This window comes from Paenibacillus sp. J22R98 (assembly GCF_059383835.1).
On the sequence record NZ_JBXENW010000002.1, the window covers coordinates 637,037 to 656,872 of the forward strand.

General features: G+C 51.4%; 21 protein-coding genes and 1 riboswitch. Of the genes, 19 read left to right on the plus strand and 2 right to left on the minus strand.

Annotated features, from left to right (window positions below; translation table 11 throughout):
• The first annotated feature begins 39 nt into the window (after window positions 1-39).
• The 4 genes from AC50Y3_RS08295 to AC50Y3_RS08310 all read left to right on the plus strand — a co-directional run bounded on the left by AC50Y3_RS08295 (window position 40) and on the right by AC50Y3_RS08310 (window position 4,509).
• Window positions 40-1,212: a galactokinase gene (locus AC50Y3_RS08295; RefSeq protein ID WP_494818305.1), complete on the plus strand. Its 1,173-nt coding sequence runs from the start codon at window positions 40-42 to the stop codon at window positions 1,210-1,212.
• A 42-nt stretch (window positions 1,213-1,254) separates the two neighbouring features.
• Window positions 1,255-2,244: a UDP-glucose 4-epimerase GalE gene (galE, locus tag AC50Y3_RS08300; protein WP_494818306.1), complete on the plus strand. Its 990-nt coding sequence runs from the start codon at window positions 1,255-1,257 to the stop codon at window positions 2,242-2,244.
• A 32-nt stretch (window positions 2,245-2,276) separates the two neighbouring features.
• The gene (locus AC50Y3_RS08305) at window positions 2,277-3,866 is read left to right on the plus strand and encodes a UDP-glucose--hexose-1-phosphate uridylyltransferase (protein ID WP_494818307.1); all 1,590 of its coding nucleotides are present in this window, start codon (window positions 2,277-2,279) and stop codon (window positions 3,864-3,866) included.
• A 184-nt stretch (window positions 3,867-4,050) separates the two neighbouring features.
• A complete protein-coding gene (locus AC50Y3_RS08310) occupies window positions 4,051-4,509 on the plus strand; it encodes a hypothetical protein (RefSeq protein ID WP_494818308.1) in 459 nt (152 codons plus the stop codon).
• A 69-nt stretch (window positions 4,510-4,578) separates the two neighbouring features.
• Here the strand turns inward: AC50Y3_RS08310 and AC50Y3_RS08315 are convergent, their stop codons facing one another.
• Window positions 4,579-4,806 carry a DUF1128 domain-containing protein gene (locus AC50Y3_RS08315; RefSeq protein WP_091221340.1) on the minus strand — a complete coding sequence of 76 codons (228 nt, stop codon included), beginning with the start codon at window positions 4,804-4,806 and terminating at the stop codon, window positions 4,579-4,581.
• A 104-nt stretch (window positions 4,807-4,910) separates the two neighbouring features.
• Here AC50Y3_RS08315 and AC50Y3_RS08320 point away from each other — a divergent pair, with 104 nt between their 5' ends.
• The 15 genes from AC50Y3_RS08320 to AC50Y3_RS08390 all read left to right on the plus strand — a co-directional run bounded on the left by AC50Y3_RS08320 (window position 4,911) and on the right by AC50Y3_RS08390 (window position 19,244).
• Window positions 4,911-5,540, plus strand: coding sequence for a hypothetical protein (locus AC50Y3_RS08320; RefSeq protein WP_494818309.1), 630 nt, complete (start codon window positions 4,911-4,913; stop codon window positions 5,538-5,540).
• A 36-nt stretch (window positions 5,541-5,576) separates the two neighbouring features.
• Window positions 5,577-6,335: a sugar phosphate isomerase/epimerase family protein gene (locus AC50Y3_RS08325; RefSeq protein WP_494818310.1), complete on the plus strand. Its 759-nt coding sequence runs from the start codon at window positions 5,577-5,579 to the stop codon at window positions 6,333-6,335.
• An 83-nt stretch (window positions 6,336-6,418) separates the two neighbouring features.
• Complete coding sequence (locus AC50Y3_RS08330) at window positions 6,419-7,567, plus strand: Gfo/Idh/MocA family protein (RefSeq protein WP_494818311.1); 1,149 nt, start codon at window positions 6,419-6,421, stop codon at window positions 7,565-7,567.
• Between the two features lie 18 nt (window positions 7,568-7,585).
• Window positions 7,586-8,170, plus strand: a complete 585-nt coding sequence (locus tag AC50Y3_RS08335) for a GNAT family N-acetyltransferase (RefSeq protein WP_494818312.1) — start codon at window positions 7,586-7,588, stop codon at window positions 8,168-8,170.
• A gap of 94 nt (window positions 8,171-8,264) precedes the next feature.
• Window positions 8,265-8,813: a spore protease YyaC gene (gene yyaC, locus AC50Y3_RS08340; protein WP_494818313.1), complete on the plus strand. Its 549-nt coding sequence runs from the start codon at window positions 8,265-8,267 to the stop codon at window positions 8,811-8,813.
• A 20-nt stretch (window positions 8,814-8,833) separates the two neighbouring features.
• The gene (locus AC50Y3_RS08345; RefSeq protein ID WP_494818314.1) at window positions 8,834-9,673 is read left to right on the plus strand and encodes an alpha/beta fold hydrolase; all 840 of its coding nucleotides are present in this window, start codon (window positions 8,834-8,836) and stop codon (window positions 9,671-9,673) included.
• A 34-nt stretch (window positions 9,674-9,707) separates the two neighbouring features.
• Window positions 9,708-10,364, plus strand: coding sequence for a DUF6483 family protein (locus tag AC50Y3_RS08350; protein ID WP_494818315.1), 657 nt, complete (start codon window positions 9,708-9,710; stop codon window positions 10,362-10,364).
• Window positions 10,365-10,381: 17 nt separating this feature from the next.
• Window positions 10,382-11,563 carry a class I SAM-dependent methyltransferase gene (locus AC50Y3_RS08355; protein WP_494818316.1) on the plus strand — a complete coding sequence of 394 codons (1,182 nt, stop codon included), beginning with the start codon at window positions 10,382-10,384 and terminating at the stop codon, window positions 11,561-11,563.
• Window positions 11,564-11,714: 151 nt separating this feature from the next.
• Complete coding sequence (locus AC50Y3_RS08360; protein WP_494818317.1) at window positions 11,715-13,385, plus strand: histidine kinase N-terminal 7TM domain-containing diguanylate cyclase; 1,671 nt, start codon at window positions 11,715-11,717, stop codon at window positions 13,383-13,385.
• Window positions 13,386-13,397: 12 nt separating this feature from the next.
• On the plus strand, window positions 13,398-14,084 hold the full coding sequence (locus tag AC50Y3_RS08365) for a GGDEF domain-containing protein (protein WP_494818318.1): 687 nt from the start codon (window positions 13,398-13,400) through the stop codon (window positions 14,082-14,084).
• Window positions 14,085-14,120: 36 nt separating this feature from the next.
• Window positions 14,121-15,203, plus strand: coding sequence for an HD-GYP domain-containing protein (locus AC50Y3_RS08370; protein ID WP_494818319.1), 1,083 nt, complete (start codon window positions 14,121-14,123; stop codon window positions 15,201-15,203).
• A gap of 31 nt (window positions 15,204-15,234) precedes the next feature.
• Window positions 15,235-15,338: riboswitch (cyclic di-GMP riboswitch) on the plus strand.
• 128 nt (window positions 15,339-15,466) lie between these two features.
• The gene (locus AC50Y3_RS08375) at window positions 15,467-16,180 is read left to right on the plus strand and encodes a PilZ domain-containing protein (protein WP_494818320.1); all 714 of its coding nucleotides are present in this window, start codon (window positions 15,467-15,469) and stop codon (window positions 16,178-16,180) included.
• A 154-nt stretch (window positions 16,181-16,334) separates the two neighbouring features.
• Window positions 16,335-18,446, plus strand: a complete 2,112-nt coding sequence (locus tag AC50Y3_RS08380) for an O-antigen ligase family protein (protein WP_494818321.1) — start codon at window positions 16,335-16,337, stop codon at window positions 18,444-18,446.
• Between the two features lie 50 nt (window positions 18,447-18,496).
• Window positions 18,497-18,787 (plus strand): MazG nucleotide pyrophosphohydrolase domain-containing protein, encoded by a 291-nt coding sequence (locus tag AC50Y3_RS08385; RefSeq protein ID WP_494818322.1) that lies wholly within the window; start codon window positions 18,497-18,499, stop codon window positions 18,785-18,787.
• 94 nt (window positions 18,788-18,881) lie between these two features.
• Entirely contained in the window at window positions 18,882-19,244 is a 363-nt protein-coding gene (locus AC50Y3_RS08390) for a hypothetical protein (protein ID WP_494818323.1), read from the plus strand.
• Window positions 19,245-19,376: 132 nt separating this feature from the next.
• Here AC50Y3_RS08390 and AC50Y3_RS08395 read toward each other — a convergent pair whose 3' ends face one another.
• Window positions 19,377-19,688 carry a dehydrogenase gene (locus AC50Y3_RS08395; protein WP_494818324.1) on the minus strand — a complete coding sequence of 104 codons (312 nt, stop codon included), beginning with the start codon at window positions 19,686-19,688 and terminating at the stop codon, window positions 19,377-19,379.
• Window positions 19,689-19,836 lie beyond the last annotated feature (148 nt).

Below are 19,836 nucleotides of genomic sequence, written 5' to 3' on the forward strand. Positions count from 1 at the left end.
TAAAACAACAACTAAAATCCAAGAAAGCGGTGTAGCACAATGGCGAACATCCATGAATTGACTGAGCGGTTTCTGAACACATACGGCAGGGAGTCGGCAGAACAAATAGCAGTATTCCACGCACCGGGCCGCGTCAATTTGATCGGCGAACATACGGACTACAACGGCGGCTATGTTTTCCCGGCTGCACTGACCTTCGGTACTACACTGCTGATTCGCAAACGCGAGGATCAACAGCTGGGACTCGCTTCCACAAACTTTGATCTTCATAAACATATTCCGATTTCACCGATCGTGCATGACGAAGCAGATGACTGGATGAATTATCCGAAAGGCATCGTGAACGAGCTCGAGCAGCGGGGCATCACGTTCAGCCAAGGCTTCGATCTCTTGTTCCATGGCGAAATTCCAAACGGAGCGGGCTTGTCGTCCTCGGCCTCCATCGAAGTCGTAACGGCTTATGCACTTCTAACCATGACAGGTCATGCGACAGACACGGTCCAAATTGCACGTCTCGCACAGAAGTCCGAGAATGAATTCAATGGCGTGCAATGCGGCATCATGGATCAATTCGCAGTTGCAAACGGCAAGAAGGATCATGCGATTCTGCTCATGTGCGACACGCTTGAATACGAGCTGATCCCGTTTAATTCCGGCGATTACCAAATCGTCATCGGCAACACAAACAAACGCCGCGGACTAGTGGACTCCAAATACAACGAGCGCCGCAGCCAGTGCGATCAAGCGGTTCAGGATCTCAAAGCAGCATTCCCTGAGCTAACGCTGCTCGGTCAGCTTTCCTTGGCGCAATTCGAAGCCAACCAGCACCTCATTCAAGATGAAATCGTATTGAAGCGTGCGAAACATGTAGTTGAAGAAATCGACCGCGTGCTTCAATCCATGAAAGTGCTCAAAGAAAATGATCTGCAAGCATTCGGCCAATTGATGAATGCCTCTCACGATTCGCTTCGCGACCTGTACGAAGTAACAGGAGACGAACTGGATACCATGGTAGCTGCGGCACGCACCGTTGACGGCGTACTTGGCTCCCGCATGACAGGCGCAGGCTTCGGCGGCTGCACGGTATCGCTTGTTCATAAGGACAGCGTAGAGACATTCAAAGCAGAGGTTGGACGCATCTATACAGAAACAACCGGACTTGTACCAGATTTCTACGTGTGCACGATCGGCAATGGAGTCGAACAACAATAATAGTAATCAATCAGTACCCAGATATAGAGGAGGAGAAACCATATGGCAGTTCTAGTAACAGGAGGCGCAGGCTACATCGGGTCGCACGCAGTGGCGGCTTTGCATGAACGCGGCGAGGAAATTGTAATTATCGATAATTTACAGCAGGGTCATAAGGAAGCGGTGCTTGGCGGAAAGTTGTACGTAGGCGATTTAAGAGACGGCGATTTCCTAGACACGGTATTCGGAGAGAACGCGATCGATGCCGTCATCCATTTTGCAGCAAACTCGCTCGTCGGCGAGAGCATGAAGGATCCCGGCAAATATTATCATAACAATGTCTACGGCACACTTTGTTTGCTGGAGAAAATGAACCAATACGGCGTCAAACGAATCGTGTTCTCGTCAACCGCAGCTACCTACGGCGAACCGGAAAACATTCCGATTCACGAGGAAGATCGTACGTTGCCGACCAATACGTACGGCGAAACGAAGCTTTCGATGGAGAAGATGATGAAGTGGTACGACACCGCTTACGACATGAAATACGTGTCGCTGCGTTATTTCAACGCAGCAGGCGCGCATGCAAGCGGCCGAATCGGGGAAGATCATCATCCGGAGACGCACTTGGTGCCGCTCGTGCTCCAAACCGCGCTCGGTCAGCGCAGCCATATCTCGATATTCGGCGATGACTATGCGACCGAAGACGGAACCTGCGTACGCGACTACATTCACGTGAGCGATCTGGCAGACGCCCATGTCCTTGCCGTAGAGCGACTGCGTCAAGGCGGCGACAGCGCCATCTACAACCTGGGCAATGGAACAGGCTTCTCCGTGAAGCAGGTCATTGATATTGCTCGCCAAGTAACAGGCCGCGAAATTCCGGCTGTTACGGAGACACGCCGTGCCGGCGACCCGGCTGTGCTTGTAGCTTCTTCGGATCGGGCACGCCGAGAGCTTGGCTGGAATCCATCCCGCAATAAGCTGGAAGACATTATTGGGAGCGCATGGGCTTGGCATCAAGCAAATCCAAGCGGCTACAACAAAGACTAGCATGTACCCGTGCCGCGAGAGGAGTAAATGCAATGACTAACCACCAGATGCCACAAGCGAGCACGGACACCGTGCTCCTTCATATAGAACGGCTCGTGCAATTTGCGGTGCAGCGCGGAATGATTGAGCCTCCGCTGGATGTCTTTGCATCCCGGAATGCGCTGCTTGAATTATTCGGGTTAACCGAAGCCTACGAAGGTATTGTGCCGGAGGAGCGGCTTGAGAGCGCCGTACCTTTGCTTGATCCGCTGCTGGATTACGGGGCTTCGATCGGGTTGATTGCAGATAATACGACGACCTTCCGTGATCTGCTGGATGCGCGTATTATGGGACTGCTGATGCCGCGTCCTTCCGAGGCTGCTGCGAGGTTTCGCCGCACGTCGGAGAACGAAGGCGTGAGTAAAGCAACCGATGAGTTCTACCGACTGAGCATCGATTCCAACTACATTCGGATGGACCGAATTGCGAAGAATCAGTATTGGGAGCAACCGACGGCCTATGGCAACCTGGAGATTACCGTCAATCTCTCCAAGCCTGAGAAAGACCCTCGGGAGATTGCATTGCTGAAGTCGCTTGCACCAACGAACAGTAATTACCCCAAATGTCTGCTATGCGCCGACAATGTAGGCTATGCCGGCCGAGCGGACCATCCGGCTCGTCAAAATCTGCGAATCGTGCCGCTGGAGCTGCAGGGTGAGACGTGGTACTTCCAATACTCGCCGTATGTGTATTACAACGAGCACAGTATCGTATTCCACGGCAAGCATGTTCCCATGCGTATCTCGGCGCTTACGTTTGCAAGACTGCTGGATTTCGTAGAAGTCGTTCCGCATTACTTCATCGGCTCCAATGCGGATCTGCCGATTGTAGGCGGCTCCATTCTTAACCATGACCATTTCCAAGCCGGACGCCATGTCTTCCCCATGGAGACAGCCGCTGTCGAGCACGTGTTTGCTCATCCGCAAGGGGACGGCGTTACGTACAGCATTGTAGCTTGGCCGATGTCAGTCGTTCGTTTGAACGGAACGGATAAAGAAGCGGTACTGCGCGCTGCAGGCAGCATCCTCGATGCATGGCGTGCATACAGCGACGCGGAAGCGGATATCCTTGCGTTCTCCGAGAAGAATGGCGAGCGGATACCGCATAATACGATTACGCCGATCGCAAGACTGCGCGACAATGGCGAATACGAGCTCGATCTGGTGCTGCGCAACAACCGCACAAGCGAGGAGCATCCGGATGGGATTTTCCACCCGCATCAGCATCTGCACCATATTAAGAAAGAGAATATCGGGCTCATCGAGGTCATGGGACTCGCGGTTCTTCCGGGACGTCTCAAAGCCGAGCTGGAACAGATTTCAGTCATTCTAACCGGCGAGCAAGCGTTTGACAGAGCCTCCCTCACGGGCGGACCGCTCGACAAACACGCCGATTGGATTACATCCATTGTGGAGAAGCACGGATCGTCGCATACAACCGAGCAAGCTGAGGCGCTTCTTCGTGACGAAGTCGGACGCAAGTTCCTTGAAGTGCTGATGGACGCAGGCGTCTATAAGCGTACACCGCCAGGCGCAGAAGCTTTTGCGCGATTCCTTCTCTCACTTGGTTTAAACCGGGTCTAAACGACAAAAGCCCATCCCTTGTGACAGGAGGAGATGGGTTTTTCTATTCTCGAGAGCAAGAAAATAATTATTTTCGAACAAATAATTTATATAATTTGTAATAATTATAGAATTTGAAGAGGGATATCGGTTGTTATGGCGAAAAACATATAGAAATCGTATTTCAAAGTCGGGGGGATGTTTAATGCCGCTTCCAATTATTCCTATTGATGAATTTCTGGCGTTGTCGACAGATGATCAAGTCGAGAAGCTGAAGCAGTGGAAAATGGACTATACGCTCAAGGATATTCGTGAAGCCTGGGGGTTCAAGCACTCGGCTCAGTACTATATGCTGCTGAAGAAGCTGCGGATTTACGAGCGCGTCGTGAACAAATCAGACAAATTCTCGCCGGAGCAAATTTTAACCTCCAGATCAGGCCCGGAAGCCTATACGGCGGGTGTTTATACGTATACCGAACGTTCCGTTCCGGCTGATCAATTCGGCTATGAATTGAATGTAACCCTGAGCGGTCCGGAGCTTGCTGATAAGCTGGAACGTCTGGCTCATTTTCTGAAAGGCGAGCATAAGGCTGTATCCATAAAGCTGTCCATCTCTGCATCCAAGGCAATTCAAGCTGGCGAAGATGAAAGCGCAGACATCTAGTCTCGTACATAACGGAACAACAAAAAAACCGAGCGCGTCCCGACTCGGTTTTTCTATTATCCAATTATCTTATTTCTCGCGAAGCTGGCCAAGCTCGGAGACGATGGCTTCCACTTCACTGATGCTGAATTTATCTTTGCTTGCCACAATATCGTAGATGTCCTTCAGATCCTCGTATCGTTCTAAGCTAAAATTATTCGCTTGCATCGCAGCGCCCGAGGCCATGCGCAGCTTGTTCTTTATCGTATCAATCATAAACGCGACGTTGTCTTGGGTTGCTTCCGATAAATTGTTCATTGTTTGATAGCTCCTCTCCATACTTGTCTGTGCTCGTATTGTAACATGCCTCACATCGTACATGCTACGCCCAATAAGACGTTGTTAAAGAGTGGAGGATATGGATGAAGATACGTTTGCTGCATAAACAACTCGATTCGGAGCAATGTCCCCTATTATATGAAACGAGCTTTGAGCATGAACAGGAGCTGGACAACTGGCGAATTTGCAGCGGAGAGTGGTGGGTCGAGAACGGCTGGCTGCAGGGCAGAAATCCGCTGAATGCGCCTGGAGTGCTGCTGAGCAAGCAGGATTTTCAAGGCAATGTGCTGGTGGAATTTGAAGGCCGCACCGTTCTGCCGAGCACCCATGATATTAACCTGATGTGGAATACCAGCTGGGACGAGGAGAAAAACATGCGTGGCGCCGCTTACGTCGCCGGACTCCAAGGCTGGTGGGAGGGCAAAATCGGACTAGAGAAGTCTCCTGACTATGTGCTGAATGCCGCTACGCCGTTGTTTGATTTTGAGCCCGGCCGTATTTATCACATTCAAGCCGGCAGCATTGATGGTCACTGTTTTGTCTGTGTGGACGGGAAGCTGCTGCTTGAGCTAACCGATTACGATCCAATCGATTCGCAGCTCCATACGAAGGTTGGTTTCGAGGCCTATGCAAGTTTTATCCAAATCCGAAATGTAAAGGTAAGAGCCATCGAATGGCAGCCGCTCGTTCGTTCGTACCCCGCTGAATTTTAACCCTACATTCCAATCATACGGAGGCTTAACATAACTATGACTGCACCTAAACTGGGCTTAATCGGTATTATGCATGAAGAAATGAAAACCGATCTGTGGGGAACACTCCGCCGGATCGCGGAAGTTGGATACAAAGGGATCGAAGGCGCGGAGCTGCTGCTCCCGGGCGATACAGCTGAGAATGTACGCCGGTTTCACGATCTCGGACTGCATGCCATCACCCTAAGTGCCAGCCGTGAGACGCTGCGCGGCGAACTGGATACGATTATTGCGAATGCGAAAGCGGTACAATCCTCCCATGTAACGGTTTGGTGGGGGCCGTGCAGCTCCAAAGAAGAGCTGCTGCTGGATGCTGAGCTGTACAATGCGGCAGGCGCTAGGCTGGCTGAAGAAGGGATTAAGCTTTGCTACCACAATCATGAGCATGAATTCCTAACCTCTTTTAACGGCGTGTCCGCCATGGATATTCTCGTGGAATACACCGATCCGAAAGCGGTATTTTTCGAAATGGACGTTGCCTGGATCACAATGGGCAAAGCGGATCCGGTACAAGTACTGCGCAGGATGGCCGGACGTATCCCCTCCATTCATATCAAGGACGTATTCAGTACAAGTGAGAAGGGCCACTGGACCGCAGTCGGGACAGGCGTTGTCAACATCGGCGATTCCATTCGTGCAGCGAAAGAGATCGGCGTAGATTGGATGGTTGTAGAGCAGGACAATCTGCGCAATCTTACTCCGCTTGAAACGATCACGGCAAGCTATTTGAATTTGAAAGAAGCCGGTTTGATCTAAATATAGCGAATAGAGCGATTGCTTCGGGGAACTGAGGCAATCGTTTTCTTTTAAGAATCCAACATGTGGAGGCGGCTGAAGAGATGCCGATTAAAGTTGGTATTGTTGGCGCAAGAGGACTTAGTACCCTGCAAGGCTTTCGGTGCATCGAGGATACGGAGGTTGTGGCACTGTGTGATCTGGATGGCGATTATGTGAAGGAAGCAGCGGCGAAGAACGGTATTCCTCGGACCTATCGCGTATTCGAAGATATGCTGGAATCGGATATCGATTCGGTTGTCATTTCAACGCCTATGCAGCTGCATGTCCCGCAAACGATTGCTGCCATACAAGCAGGCAAGCATGTATTAAGTGAAGTGACGGCAGGCGTTACAATGGACGAATTATGGTGGCTGAAGGAAACGGTGGAGTCATCGGATAAGGTGTATATGATGGCGGAGAACTACTGCTACATCCCGCAAAATCAACAAATTTTGAATATGGTCAAGCAAGGGTTGTTCGGTGATGTGTATTTCGGCGAGGGTGAGTATCTGCATGACGTACGCAGTCTGGCTACACGGTTCAACCGTGAAGGGAGTGCTGGGGGCTCGAAGCCGACCTGGCGCAGCTACTGGCAATTAGGCAAACGCGGAGCCTTCTATCCAACGCATAGTCTTGGACCGGTGATGCAGTGGTTTCAGGGCGACCGGATTCGTTCCGTATCCTGCTTCGGAGCCGGCTGGCATACGGATAAACGTTTCCGCCAAGAGGATACCTCCGTCACGATGTGCCAGATGGAAAGCGGGAAGCTGATTAAACTGCGAATAGACTGCATTTCGAAGCGTCCGCACAATATGAGCTACTACACCCTCCAAGGGACAAAAGGCAGCTTCGAGGCGCCTCGCGGCCTAGGCGATACGCACAAAATTTGGCTGGAGAGCATGGGCGATCCCGAGGATCATGCCGTTTGGCGACCGCTCAGCGATTATAACGATTATTTGCCCGAGCGTTATAAGAACGTGACGGAAGAGCAGAAGGCAGCAGGCCACTGGGGCGGCGATTATTTTATCGTGGAGGACTTTGTTGAAGCGGTGAAAGGCAATCGCAAGCCTGCTATCGATGTCTATGATGCTTGCGAATGGACGGCAGTTGCGCTCTTATCGGAGTTATCGATCATGAACGGCGGACGGACGATCGACATGCCGAATTTCAAGACAAGCTCATCCTTTAAGGATCAGATTATTAAACTATAAAAGAGGAGCAACTATACCATGAGCGAACAGCAGCATTCATCCCAACTTTTTATGGTTCGAGAGCATATTTCCACATTGCCCGCGCTTTCACTTCCTGCCGGATATGGTGTACGCAGCTTGCAGCCGGGGGACGAGAAAGCTTGGGAGCATATCATTAATGACTCGTTCGGAGGGGAGCATCCTTTCGATAAGGAGATGGCCTCCGACGAGCCCTATAGGCCGGAGCGGGTATGGTTCATCACGGATGAACGGAATGTACCGATTGCTACGGCATCGGCGTGGTTTCGCCCTCAATACAATGAAACGACAGGCTACTTGCATATGGTAGGTCTCCTGCAATCGCATGAAGGCAAGAGACTGGGGCTATCTGTCAGCCTGGCAGCACTGCTGCATATGGTGCAGGAGGGCTGCACAAGAGCGGTGCTGAACACCGATGATTTCCGCATCCCTGCCGTCAAAACCTACCTGAATCTCGGATTTGTACCCGTATTTACGGACAGCGGCCATCAGGATCGCTGGCAAGCTCTGGCGAACAAATTGAAATACCGCATAGACGCCATTCAAACCGATGGTACGCCAATCGTAATAGAACCTAACGCTTAATCTCCGACTGATGCCTCTTATTGGGAGGTAGATTTGAAGAGCGAGCGGCATTTCGTTACAATGAAGTCAGCTAAGATCGAAGGAGTCGTTCATCATGGGGAGTCGGGCGAAAGCGCGCAGACACCGAAATGAAGACCCGGTTGCCCGGGAGCGAGCAGGCATCGAAGGCGCGGAAGCATTGCTGCGCGAAGCGGCAGTGCTCCAGCCTGTCCGATCGAAGATGCTCTTCGTATGTATCGGTACCGATTGCTCAACAGGCGATTCGTTCGGTCCTTGGGTAGGCACGATGCTGCAGGAGGCCGGCTGGCCGAATGTGATCGGAACCTTAAAGCATCCTTGCGATGCCGATCACTATGAAAGGCTCGTTGCCGACATCCCGCCATTCATGACGGTGGTTGCTATAGATGCTTGTCTGGGTAAGAAGAATGAGGAGCCTTGCTATATGATTGGCAGAGGCCCGCTGTTTCCGGCGCAAGCGGTTGGTAAACGACTGACGCCTATCGGCGATTATAGCATTGCCGGTATCGTAGCGCCGCACAGTGTGAAACCCTATTGGGTGCTGCAGCACGCTTCTTTATTCGAAGTGATGGGAATGGCTCGCACTCTCGCGGATACAATAAATGAAGTATGGACGAAGAGTTGAATGAGAAGGGAAGAAGCCGCATGACAAAGAAGCAGCTTTCTCTGGCGAATAACGCCTTTCAATTGCCGAACGGTCAAACGATTGCTTATTTTGATTCGGCACCACAAACCGGCGAGTCCTCGGCCGATACTGCAATCGTGCTCTTGCATGGATTTTGCGGAAGCTCGGCCTATTGGGTGGAAGTGGTATCCACACTCTCGACGCATGGGCGGGTACTAGCACCGGACCTTCGCGGTCATGGCGGAAGTACGGCTCCGGATCAGTCTCCCTATGAGATGGAACAGTTCGCAGAGGATCTCCTCCTGCTGCTGCGTGAGCTTGGTATCGAGCGCATCTGCTTATTCGGGCATTCGCTTGGCGGTTATGTGTCATTAGCTTTCGCAGAGCAGCATCCGGAGATGCTGAAGTCATTTGCGCTTGTGCACTCTACTGCGAAGCCTGATAGCGAGGAAGCCAAAGGAAACCGGGAAAAAGCGGCGAAAGCGCTGCTTGCCGATGGCATTGGTCCGTTTGTAGAAGGACTGGTTCCAAAGCTGTTTGCACCTGCGCATAAAGAAACGATGGCGGCGGCTATATCCGATATGATCGAGATTGGACGAGGGACTTCGGCGGCCGGAGCTGCGGCGGCGGCGCTTGGCATGAAGGCTCGTCCTGATCGGACCGGTGTGTTGGAACAGCTGAATATACCGCGTCTGCTCGTTGCAGGATCTGAGGATGGCGTCATCGCTCCGGCGAATACATTTACGGTAGATGGTCCGCATGTTACACAAGTGCTCCTTGAGGGTTCCGGTCATATGAGTATGATTGAGGCGTCGGAGCAGCTGGTTGGTGAGATGGTCGCGTTTTTGAAGTCGCTATAAGCGGCAAGCAAGCTGAGGAGAGGGGATGCGGCCTTTGTTTCAAAGGGATTATTTTATGCGGATGATTGAGCAGATGAGTGAAGTTGCCGGCCAGGTTATGGGTCTGAGACAGCAGCGTAAGCAGGAGGAAGCGCTGCTTGTCATTGACGAGCTGCTCGATCGGCAGTTTCGGATGAACGGGAAGCTGATCCGTCAATTGTCCGATGCGGATCTTGTTCGGATGATGACAACGAACGGAATCGTAGAAACCGCCAATTTGCATGCGGTGGCGCTGCTGATTAAGGAAGAAGGCGAGATTCTTACCGAGCTTGGCAGGCAGGAGCAGGGGTATCCCCTGCAGCTGAAAGCCTTTCATCTCTTCATGAGGCTCGCTATTCTGGATGCGCCGGCGCTTCTGCGCACGCCTTCGGAAGAAGCGGCAGAGCTTGAAACGAAGCTCGGCATTTATGAGCTCCCAAGAGAGACGAAGCTTCTAATGTGGGAGTGGCACGAAAGCGGCGGGCGTTATGATGAGGCTGAGAACGTCCTGCATGAGCTATCAGAGGATGGTGCAATAGAGGCGGAGGAAGCGGTTGAGTTTTATCGCAGGCTCTTGCTGCTGCCGGATGAGTCGCTCCTGCAAGGCGGCTTACCGCGCGATGAGGTTAAAGAAGGTTTGGAACGTGTGAAGCAACAATTGACGCAAGCTTAGGAGCTGAAGAGTAACAGATGGAAAGCAAGGAACAATGGCAATCGGATATTGAGCAGTGGGTAGGCAGTGGACAGCTGCGGCAGGCGACCTTTAGCCAGCTGCGCCGCAAGGACGGCCAAGTGCCTGCGAAAACAGTCATTCGTCCGATTGAGCTTAAGGGAACGCTGCATTATCAATTTCAATATTATATCGACAATAAAGTGACACATGAGAATGTGCCGCAAGCGGATGCCGCAGATCGGATCGCAGCTTGGCTGGAGCAGCATTACAGGCAGGCGTTGTTCAAAACAAACGATGCGGATGTACAGGTGCTGTTCTCGAAGAAGGGCAAAGCAGCGATCGTGACGAAGCCTGCTACGGCTAAAGCAGAGTCCGAATCTCTGGCCCATAATAGGCAGAAGCAGCGTGTCGTACAAGAAGGCGAGGCAGCGCCGTTCATGGTGGAGCTTGGCATTATGACCAAAGACGGCCAAGTGATTGCGAAGAAACAGGATAAGTTTCGTCAGATCAACCGCTTCTTGGAGATGGTTACGGATGTGCTTCCGCATCTGCCGGCTGATCGCGAAATTACAATTGTGGACTTCGGCTGCGGCAAGTCCTATTTGACGTTTGCCCTCTATCATTTGCTTGCCGTGAAGCAGCAGCGAAGCATCTCGGTTGTCGGACTGGATCTGAAGGCCGATGTTATTGCATTCTGTTCCGAGCTTGCACAGAAGCTCGGTTACGATAAATTAAAATTCCAAGTCGGAGATATTGCGCAGTATAAGGATCAATCCAAAGTGGACATGGTCGTTACCTTGCATGCTTGCGATACGGCAACGGATGCAGCTCTGGTTAAAGCGATCGAATGGGGAGCTTCAGTCATTCTGTCCGTACCTTGCTGCCAGCACGAGCTGTTTCGGCAAATTCAGAACGAAGCGATGGCGCCTCTTCTGTCGCACGGGCTTCTTAAGGAACGGTTCTCTGCGCTTGCTACGGACGCCATCCGCACGCAGCTCTTGGAAGTGCTGGGCTATCGCACGCAGCTTCTGGAGTTTATCGATCCGGAGCATACACCCAAGAATATGTTGATCCGAGCAGTCCGCACAGCAGGAGGAGGGGCTGATTCAGCGCGTAAATGGCAGGAGTATGTCGTCTTCCGCGACATGCTGCAGGTGAAACCTTACTTGGAACAGGCACTTGAGGAACGGTTAAAGTAGGCGACCAAATAATATTTCTTCCCCATGTCAATAAAGATAACAAGTTTATTGTCGAATAATTAAACTGTATGATAGAATATAGTTACTTGTAAGTAGATTGTCCCAGTTCTTTTATGCGTTTAACAATTTGATTGTGATTTGGGTGAAGCGAATGGGACTAATGACAGGGCTGGATTTGAGCCTATTTCTTTTTTTATTCACCATTTTCATCTATGTATTTGCATTTAATGTAATCACAACACAGCATAAGGTCTACCTGTTATTTCACTTCTTCATGATGATTTGGCCACTCGGTCAAGTCGGCGTCCACACAACGGATCAACCACACCTCCAGATTATATACATTAATATTTCCTTTGTTGGTTTATCGATGCTTGGCTTTGGGTGGCTCCTGTTTACGAAATTTCTGGTGAACGCCAGCTACAGGCCGAGTCGCGCCACGCTCGTTTATATGATGATGCCATCGGTGCTCATCTCGATCGGCGTCTTATGGAATCCGTGGAATGCCTTCGCGACTACGGTGGATAATACTTACGACGAGAGGGTCTATGGTCCTATTTTCTGGGCGATGGTAGGCTTGTTAGTTTCGTATTACGTCTATACGGTACGCATCTTGCTGAAGGCCTATCATTCACGTAAGCTGTCACAGGATCGGGTACGGATCGCCAACGCGCTCACAGGCATATTTATTATGATGGCGTTTCCATTAATGGATTTAGTGGTAAACGTCATTCTTGATCCTTGGCTGCCGGTTATTCCCGGCCTTACGTCGCTTGGCATCGTGCTGTCTGATCTGTATTTTGTATTCTCCTTGAAGAAGCATCGTTCGCTCGACTTGGTTAAGATTGCGCAGCAGGATGTAATGGATACGTTGTCTGTAGGCATTATCGTGCTGGATGAGCATGACAATGTCATCGAGATGAACCGGATTGTCAACCCGCGTCTTCAAATTGCCATCGGTGAAACGCTCAATATGGAGGAACTCCTTTCTTGGTGCAATATCGACAAAGTGAATGAAGATGAGTTTCTGTACACGTACAGGATGGACCCTTCTCAGCGAATCCAGACCGAAATCATGATTGAGCAGGGCAACTCGCACAAGCAGTACTTCTCTCTGCATGTCGGACCGATTATTGTGAATGAAGGCCGGATCGGGAAAGTCATCACGTTTCAAGAAATTTCGGAGCTGAAGTCTCTGATCTTCAAGTCGCAGGAGCAGTATGCCTCGATGCAAGAGCGCAATCGCGCGCTTATCTTTATGCAAGACGAGCTTTTTCAAGCGAATCGCAAACTGGAGCAGATGGCGATTACAGACAGCCTGACAGGCTGTTTCAACCGCAGGTTTCTGATGCAGCAGCTGGAGCATGAGGTATTGACGAATATCCGCTACAAGATCCCATTTGCTCTCTTATTGTTTGATATCGATTTGTTCAAACTCGTAAACGATACATACGGCCATGTGATCGGTGATGAAGTCATTCGGAGAACGGCCGATGCCGTTCGCGGGGCACTTCGAAGAACCGATATATTGGCTCGCTACGGCGGTGAAGAGTTTACAGTCTATTTGCCCCATACAAATAGAGAGCAGGCGGACATGCTCGCCCAGCGCATACGGGAGGTCGTTCAGAACAACGAGATTGCAATCGGCCGAGGACGTTCTCCGGTATCCGTAACAATTAGCATGGGAATGCTTGTGGTAGAAGAGCAGTCCGAACTTCAGATTGAAGACGTCAAAGGTTACATAAGAGACTTATTCTCGAAAGTGGATTCCGCATTGTACAGAGCTAAAGACAATGGTCGCAATCGGGTAGTGAATTTATAAGGAGGACTGCGAATGTCGCGTAACGGACGTCTTACAGCGTGTGTGGCATCTTGTGGAGCAACACTAGCTACAGCGGGATTATGCCTACTTGCAAGTAAGACACCTACGCCGCTCGCTGTTCTATTCGGCACTGCTGCATTCGCAGCGATTGCCCTGCCTATTGGCTATTTCTTAGGACTCAAGTACGATCGATTGAAGAAAGCTTCCATAGTAGACAGCTTAACAGGACTGTATAATCGCAGGTTCATCGAGACGAATTTCAAGAAGCTGGCGATTAAAGCAAAGCGTAAACGGAAGAAAATGACGGTCATGTTGCTGGATGTCAATGACTTCAAAGAAGTCAACGACCGTATGGGCCACAGCCAAGGGGATACCGCGCTTGCGCTGATTGCAAAAACACTTACGGAATGCGCAGTTTACGGTGAAATTATCGGCCGCTGGGGCGGCGATGAGTTCATCATTATTTGTCCCTATGCAGATGACAAAGGAATAGAGCGTTTCGTAAAGCTCATTCACGATCAGCTTTTTAGCATTTCATTGCGAACCGGATTGCGATTGTCAGTTTCGGTTGGACATGCTTCATTTCCAGAAAACGGTGTGGAGCTTGGCCAGTTGTTGCAGTCAGCGGACAAGCGGATGTACGCAGAGAAATATGTCCGTAAGACGCAGTTGACCGAACCGGCAGCTTTACAGGCTTAAACCGGGAGCAAGCGGTAAAGGCGGGAAGAAACACCGATGAGAAAAGTTCACATCAACTCCGTTCAGCCGGGAGAAAAGTTAGCTCGCCCTATTTTGCAGGAGAATGGGAACATATTGCTTGGCGCCGGTGTGGAGTTAAATCAACGATTTATCGACAGATTGGCTGGTTTAGGCATTGACATGCTTTTCATTGATGATCCCCTGACAGAGGGTTTAGAGCCGACTACGGCTATTCAAGACAGCACGCACAAAGCAGCATCGGATACGATTTACAAGACGATGAATACGCTCATGGACCAACAGGTTACGAAAGGGCGAACGATAGCCCCCGAGCTTGGCCGCACCTTCCGTAAAGTATTCGGCGATATTATGCAGGACCTCATTAGACGTGAAGATGTAATGGTTAGCTTAACTAACATTCACGTGGCAGACAGCTACTTGTTCCACCATTCCCTGAATGTCACGATTCTGGCAGGCATCATGGGATTGGCCAGAGGGTATAACCGTACGCAGCTCGAAGAGCTTGGCATGGGTGCGATGTTATTCGATATCGGAATGACACGGCTGCCCAAAGAGATTTTGACCAAGACGACGGCATTAACGCCAAGCGAGCGGATGCTCATGGAGAAACATACCGAGGATGGCTTCAACATCATTCGGGCGCAGCATGATATTAGTTTGCTTTCGGCTCATTGCGCGCTGCAGCATCACGAGCGCTATGATGGTTCGGGTTATCCGCGTAAGCTTAAGCGGGAGGCCATTCATGAATACGCTCAGATCGTAGCGATCGCGGATGTCTATGATGCGCTGACCTCTCCCAGGCCGCATCGGAAACGTTATACACCATCGGAAGCGATTGAGTTTTTGTTTGCTGCAGGAAACACCTATTTTGATCTGGATTTAATCAAGATTTTCTGTAAGCATATTTCCATTTATCCGGTCGCGACAACGGTACTGCTCAGCTCAGGGCAAGTTGCCGTCGTTGCTGTGAACGACCCGCTCGCGGTTCATCGTCCAACGGTTCGGATTATCCGAGAGCCTGACGGAACAGCGCCTGCTGCAGCCTATCAGATCGACCTCAAAGACCAACATAAATTAATGATCGTGAAAGAACTGTAGATAGGTTAGCATTCTGCTGACAACTGCATATCATCGATACTGGCAAACTTATCGAAAGGTAAGGACGCAAAGTTAAAGGGTCTAAATGTCCGCTCATCATTTTAGTAGCGAACGAATGACAGCCTGACTGCCGAAATGAACCCCCGAGTTATCTCGTGGTTAAGGAAGCGGCTCCAGTATTGCATGAGGAAGCGCTTTTTCTGTTTTTTAGCGCCGTACTGTCGTTGCGGGAGCGTTTCTTCATATGTGAAGGAGGAAAGTAAATGTCAGGCATGAATGAACGAATCGGATCAGGCAAACCAACCTTTGCCATGAAAGCACTGCTGCACAGCCGTACGATGGTTGAGAAAGACGGCTATGTTGCCACTGGCGTGCTTGCCCATGCAGAAGGCGAAATGATGGAGATCGAACTGACGGAATTCAAAAACTTCGAGCTCGGTGAACCGGTTAGTTTAACCGTCTATTCACCTGTCGGCATTCACCGGCTGCAATCGACGATTATTGCGAAGGCAGAAGGTTCTATCGCGGTTATTTTCCCGGCTCGCTCGCTTGCGGGACTTGAAGAGAAACGGGAATCGCCGCGTATTGATATTGAGGCGAGAGGAACGATATCGCGTACCTATTCGCAAGAGGTCGAAGGCTCCAAAGGGGATAAAATAACGATTGAAGCTACAGATAGCTTCGATATAGAGCTGCGTAATATAAGCGATACCGGCGTGGGCTTCTCACTAATGAGCCCTCCGACACTAGTAAAAGGCGATACCCTCATCGCGAGTTTATCGCTTGGCTTCAAGCTGGATTGTGAAGTTGAAATTATCCGCAAGGAAGATGGAAGTGAGTGGAAGTTTTATGGAGCTCGCTTTCTCGATTTGGACGAGCAGCAGCAGCGGGCGCTTCGAGCGTATTTACTGCGCATGCAAATAGAGGCCTATTTCAAGCTTAAACAGGAGAAAGCAACAGCTAAGAAGGGCAGATAAACGCGATTTCCGCGTTGCAAATATAAGAAGGCGTTTGAACGGATGATCGTGATCCGGCAGCGTCTTCTTTTTTATAGTCAGCCTATTAATTATGGTACAATTGGAAAAATAACGGAATTCATGCGTTGGGGTTCGAGTAAAAGGGGAAGTGGTTATGCGAAGTGGGTTGACGGGATTAGCCGCGCTGGCCGTGGCTATCGTGCTGGGGGGCTCGGCTTATCATTATGGGATGTTCTTTGATACGATCTTTTATCGGTGGGAATCGATCCTTATAGTCGTATGCGTGTTCGTTGTAGGAACGGCTCTAGTTGTTCATTCTCGGAATGAGAATACGCGGCGCTGGAAGAGCGTTCCCACTGCGTTCTATAGCCTGTTGGCGATTGCACTGCTATATGCTGTGGCGCTGCTTCATCGACCGGCCTCCATGTTAGGCAGCTTCGATGAGGCTTTGCGGTGGATGGCGTATGCTGCTTATGCAATCACATTGTACAGCTGGTTTTGTTCCAGCTCCGATATGGCGGTGCTGCAGCAGCGCCGGATGTGGCTATCTGCGGCGATTCAAGGCTCTGGCGCTTTCGTATTAGCAGGCGCGATTGCGGGATGGATGGGATGGATCGCTTTTCCCGAAATCATCATGACCACCGGCGATGTGAGGTTATCCGCTGTAGGTGCCCGTTTGTCTGGGTTCATGCAATATCCGAATTTTCTGGGTGCTGTAGCAGGTGCCTATCTATTGTTCTACTTACTCTTGCTATTACGAACAAGGACTGCTGTATTATCGTTTATCGGGGCTGCGGCGGGAGTAGTGCCTGCTGTCTTAGCATTGCTGCTGACAGAATCAAGAGGAGCCTGGCTCGTGACCGTTTTTGCATGGTTGTGCGGTCTCTTGCTCCTGCGGAGTAAGGAGCGTGTTACATGGCTTATCTATAGCGGCTGGGCATTGATTAGCGGAGGGGCTGCCTATCGAGCCGTCGTTCATGCAGGCTTGCGTAGCGGTGCCTCAAGTGATGCTTCGGGCGAGAAAGTCCAGCTAGTGCAGCATGGGGCGACTGCGCAAGAGACCGTGTTTCTGGTTCTAATCTGTGCGGCTGCGCTTGCGGGATTCATTGGTTTGAGGTGGGTGCTGGCAAGGGGAAGAGAGCGGCTGCTCAGCCGAATTGCGTGGGGATGCTGGCTTGCGGGTATATTTGGCATGGTCATGCTGCTTCCGTCAGTGATTCAAGGCCGATTAAGCGGCGGGTTTCAGACGGCCGGTGCGCGCGGGTTATTTTATCAGGATGCGTGGCTGCTCATGAAGGAAGCGTTGTTCTTCGGCCGTGGCGGCGACACCTGGCGGATGTTGTTTACTCAAGTGCAGACGGCCCCTTATGTTGGGAATGAAGTGCATAGCGGTTACATTGAAATCGCGCTTGATCTGGGTATTGTCGGGCTGTTGGTTTTTGCCTTGGTTCTGTTTGTTCTGCTGCGGCGCGTGTGGCGATCGCATCCGATCGGACTTCTGCCTGTTAGTGTACTGCTGCTGCATGCTGTGGTGGATTTTGATATGTCCTTCGGGTATTATTGGCTCTTGCTGCTCAGCTGGGTGGTCTACTACTCCGGAGAAAGCGAGAGCCCGGTGGGCGTAAAGCGCGCTAGGGATATGGCGCCGCTGCAACGACCGCTGCGGACCGCGCTGCTCGCCGCGGCCGCGGTAGGTCTAACCGCCGCCGCTGTGCTCAGCGTTCGGTTCGACCGTGCCGTGCAGTACCGCGAGGCGGCTGTATCAGCCGCCCGCAGTGCTGCTGCGCAAACGGCCGCGCTTCGCGCGGCGCTCGAGTTGAATCCGTATTGGACGCGTATTCGACTCGAGCTTGCAGCACTGGCACCGCCGCGGGAACGGGCGGTGCTGCTGGCGGCCGGACTGCGCTATGAGCCGCAGTCCGTGCCGCTCTTGTGGGCGCTCGGCGAGCTGGCGGCCGAGCAGAGCGATGTGCACGGCGCGGCGGCGTACTGGCGCCTCGCCTTGCACTATGATCGTTACGACCGCGACAAGCAGACGGACGCGGTCGTCACGATGGCGCAGCTCGCGGATGGCATGCGAGCTGCTTCGCGCCTCGCGGATGCAAGGCTGGCCGCGCAAACGGCCGTCTCCTTCTTCGAAGCGTACGAGGCGCAGAAGGACAACCCCGGCGTGAACGGCCGCAAATTTGCCGTCACGGCACAGTCGCAGGCAGCGGCGGATCAAAGCCGCCTGCTCCTCAAGCAGCTCGGCTCAGCAACGAGCTAGCCATTTTGTATAATATGCCTATTCCTAACATAGAGAGGAAAGTAACGAAGATGAATACAGCCGAATTTCAGCAATATGTGAAAGAATGGAGCGCGCTCAAAGGGTTTGATCAGAGCTCCATTGAACAGAGGATGTTGTATTTAATGACGGAAGTCGGTGAGCTGGCTAAAGAGGTGCTGTCCGTCTCGTACCATCCGGATGCGGAGCGTAAAGCGAATCTGGGCCATGAGATGTATGATGTGGTCTGGAATATTTTCGATTTGGCGAATATGCTGGGTATCGATCTGGAACGGGCCTTCAAAGAGAAGATGCAGATTAATAACACGCGGACCTGGGCTTAGTTTTCAAAACAGGCGCATCACCCGTGAGGTTTGTCCACTCTTCCCGGTCAGGCTCGGCATAAGCTGTAAGCAACCCCCGAAAGGAGTGATGCTTATGGCATTGTCACGCGTAAGACCCAAATATTACTTGCCAAGCTCCGGTAAAGTCATCCGTACATCTGTGCCCAAAACATTAAATGAAACCACAACCACAGGTCCTACTTTCAGTCGACTAACCGTTGTTTGGGTAGCTCAAAATGGCGTGCCATTCCTGACAACCGGCTTCTTCGCCCGTTTGTTCCGGAATAATCAGGTCGTCGCCACAGCTGCGTTCGACTCGTTCGGCGTAGTTCGCTTTAACAACATCGGTACATTAACGAATGTGACTTACACGATCCGCACCTTTAATGCAAACGGTGTTCTGTTTCGTACACGTACCATTCCGTCCGGTGTTCAAACCTATGCAATCATTGGTTAAGCTCGATCTTCCCCTTCGCAAAACTCTCATTCACGACAACAGCAGCACGGCTCTTCAGAGAGAGCTGTGCTGCTGTTTATGTTTCGGGACGTGCTGCTGCGACGTGCGAAGCAAGGGAGGGAGGGGCGATCATCATCCTCCGAAGGCATCGCGGAATGCCGTACATAGCTTAGGCTGATCCACTTCCCACAGCGTGGCTATATCTGCGCTGACGTTCTCGTCAAACCAGTCGGAAAGCACCTTCCGGTTGCTGGCATGCTCATGAATCCACTGCAGATTGAGAATCACCTTTTGGACGTAGAGCTTCTCGGCGAGCTCCATTTTATCTTTGGGAATGTACACGCCAAGCCGTTTCACCGTACGGTAAAGCTCATTCTCGCAAGCGCGTCTGATTTTGCGTGCAGAAGGGTACTCCGAGGCGTGCTTCTGGGTGGAAGGTTTCATCGTAACCGACTCCTCTCTACCCCCTATATATGCACAAGCGCACATACTGGTCACAGTCGACAGAGGTCGGTTACGGCCAGCGTTGAGCAGCTCTATGGAGTGCCTCCTCACGCGACTAGCGGCTCCTGATAATGCTGCCTTCCGCACC

Bases quoted from the DNA above. Each gene is read 5' to 3' on its own strand.
- AC50Y3_RS08345 (WP_494818314.1), top strand. From the start codon at position 8,834: ATGACAAAGAAGCAGCTTTCTCTGGCGAATAACGCCTTTCAATTGCCG.
- AC50Y3_RS08310 (WP_494818308.1), top strand. From the start codon at position 4,051: ATGCCGCTTCCAATTATTCCTATTGATGAATTTCTGGCGTTGTCGACA.
- AC50Y3_RS08370 (WP_494818319.1), top strand. From the start codon at position 14,121: ATGAGAAAAGTTCACATCAACTCCGTTCAGCCGGGAGAAAAGTTAGCT.
- AC50Y3_RS08355 (WP_494818316.1), top strand. From the start codon at position 10,382: ATGGAAAGCAAGGAACAATGGCAATCGGATATTGAGCAGTGGGTAGGC.
- AC50Y3_RS08380 (WP_494818321.1), top strand. From the start codon at position 16,335: ATGCGAAGTGGGTTGACGGGATTAGCCGCGCTGGCCGTGGCTATCGTG.
- yyaC (WP_494818313.1), top strand. From the start codon at position 8,265: ATGGGGAGTCGGGCGAAAGCGCGCAGACACCGAAATGAAGACCCGGTT.
- AC50Y3_RS08365 (WP_494818318.1), top strand. From the start codon at position 13,398: ATGTCGCGTAACGGACGTCTTACAGCGTGTGTGGCATCTTGTGGAGCA.
- AC50Y3_RS08320 (WP_494818309.1), top strand. From the start codon at position 4,911: ATGAAGATACGTTTGCTGCATAAACAACTCGATTCGGAGCAATGTCCC.
- AC50Y3_RS08390 (WP_494818323.1), top strand. From the start codon at position 18,882: ATGGCATTGTCACGCGTAAGACCCAAATATTACTTGCCAAGCTCCGGT.
- AC50Y3_RS08295 (WP_494818305.1), top strand. From the start codon at position 40: ATGGCGAACATCCATGAATTGACTGAGCGGTTTCTGAACACATACGGC.
- galE (WP_494818306.1), top strand. From the start codon at position 1,255: ATGGCAGTTCTAGTAACAGGAGGCGCAGGCTACATCGGGTCGCACGCA.
- AC50Y3_RS08395 (WP_494818324.1), bottom strand. From the start codon at position 19,688: ATGAAACCTTCCACCCAGAAGCACGCCTCGGAGTACCCTTCTGCACGC.
- AC50Y3_RS08375 (WP_494818320.1), top strand. From the start codon at position 15,467: ATGTCAGGCATGAATGAACGAATCGGATCAGGCAAACCAACCTTTGCC.
- AC50Y3_RS08315 (WP_091221340.1), bottom strand. From the start codon at position 4,806: ATGAACAATTTATCGGAAGCAACCCAAGACAACGTCGCGTTTATGATT.
- AC50Y3_RS08385 (WP_494818322.1), top strand. From the start codon at position 18,497: ATGAATACAGCCGAATTTCAGCAATATGTGAAAGAATGGAGCGCGCTC.
- AC50Y3_RS08330 (WP_494818311.1), top strand. From the start codon at position 6,419: ATGCCGATTAAAGTTGGTATTGTTGGCGCAAGAGGACTTAGTACCCTG.
- AC50Y3_RS08360 (WP_494818317.1), top strand. From the start codon at position 11,715: ATGGGACTAATGACAGGGCTGGATTTGAGCCTATTTCTTTTTTTATTC.
- AC50Y3_RS08305 (WP_494818307.1), top strand. From the start codon at position 2,277: ATGACTAACCACCAGATGCCACAAGCGAGCACGGACACCGTGCTCCTT.
- AC50Y3_RS08335 (WP_494818312.1), top strand. From the start codon at position 7,586: ATGAGCGAACAGCAGCATTCATCCCAACTTTTTATGGTTCGAGAGCAT.
- AC50Y3_RS08325 (WP_494818310.1), top strand. From the start codon at position 5,577: ATGACTGCACCTAAACTGGGCTTAATCGGTATTATGCATGAAGAAATG.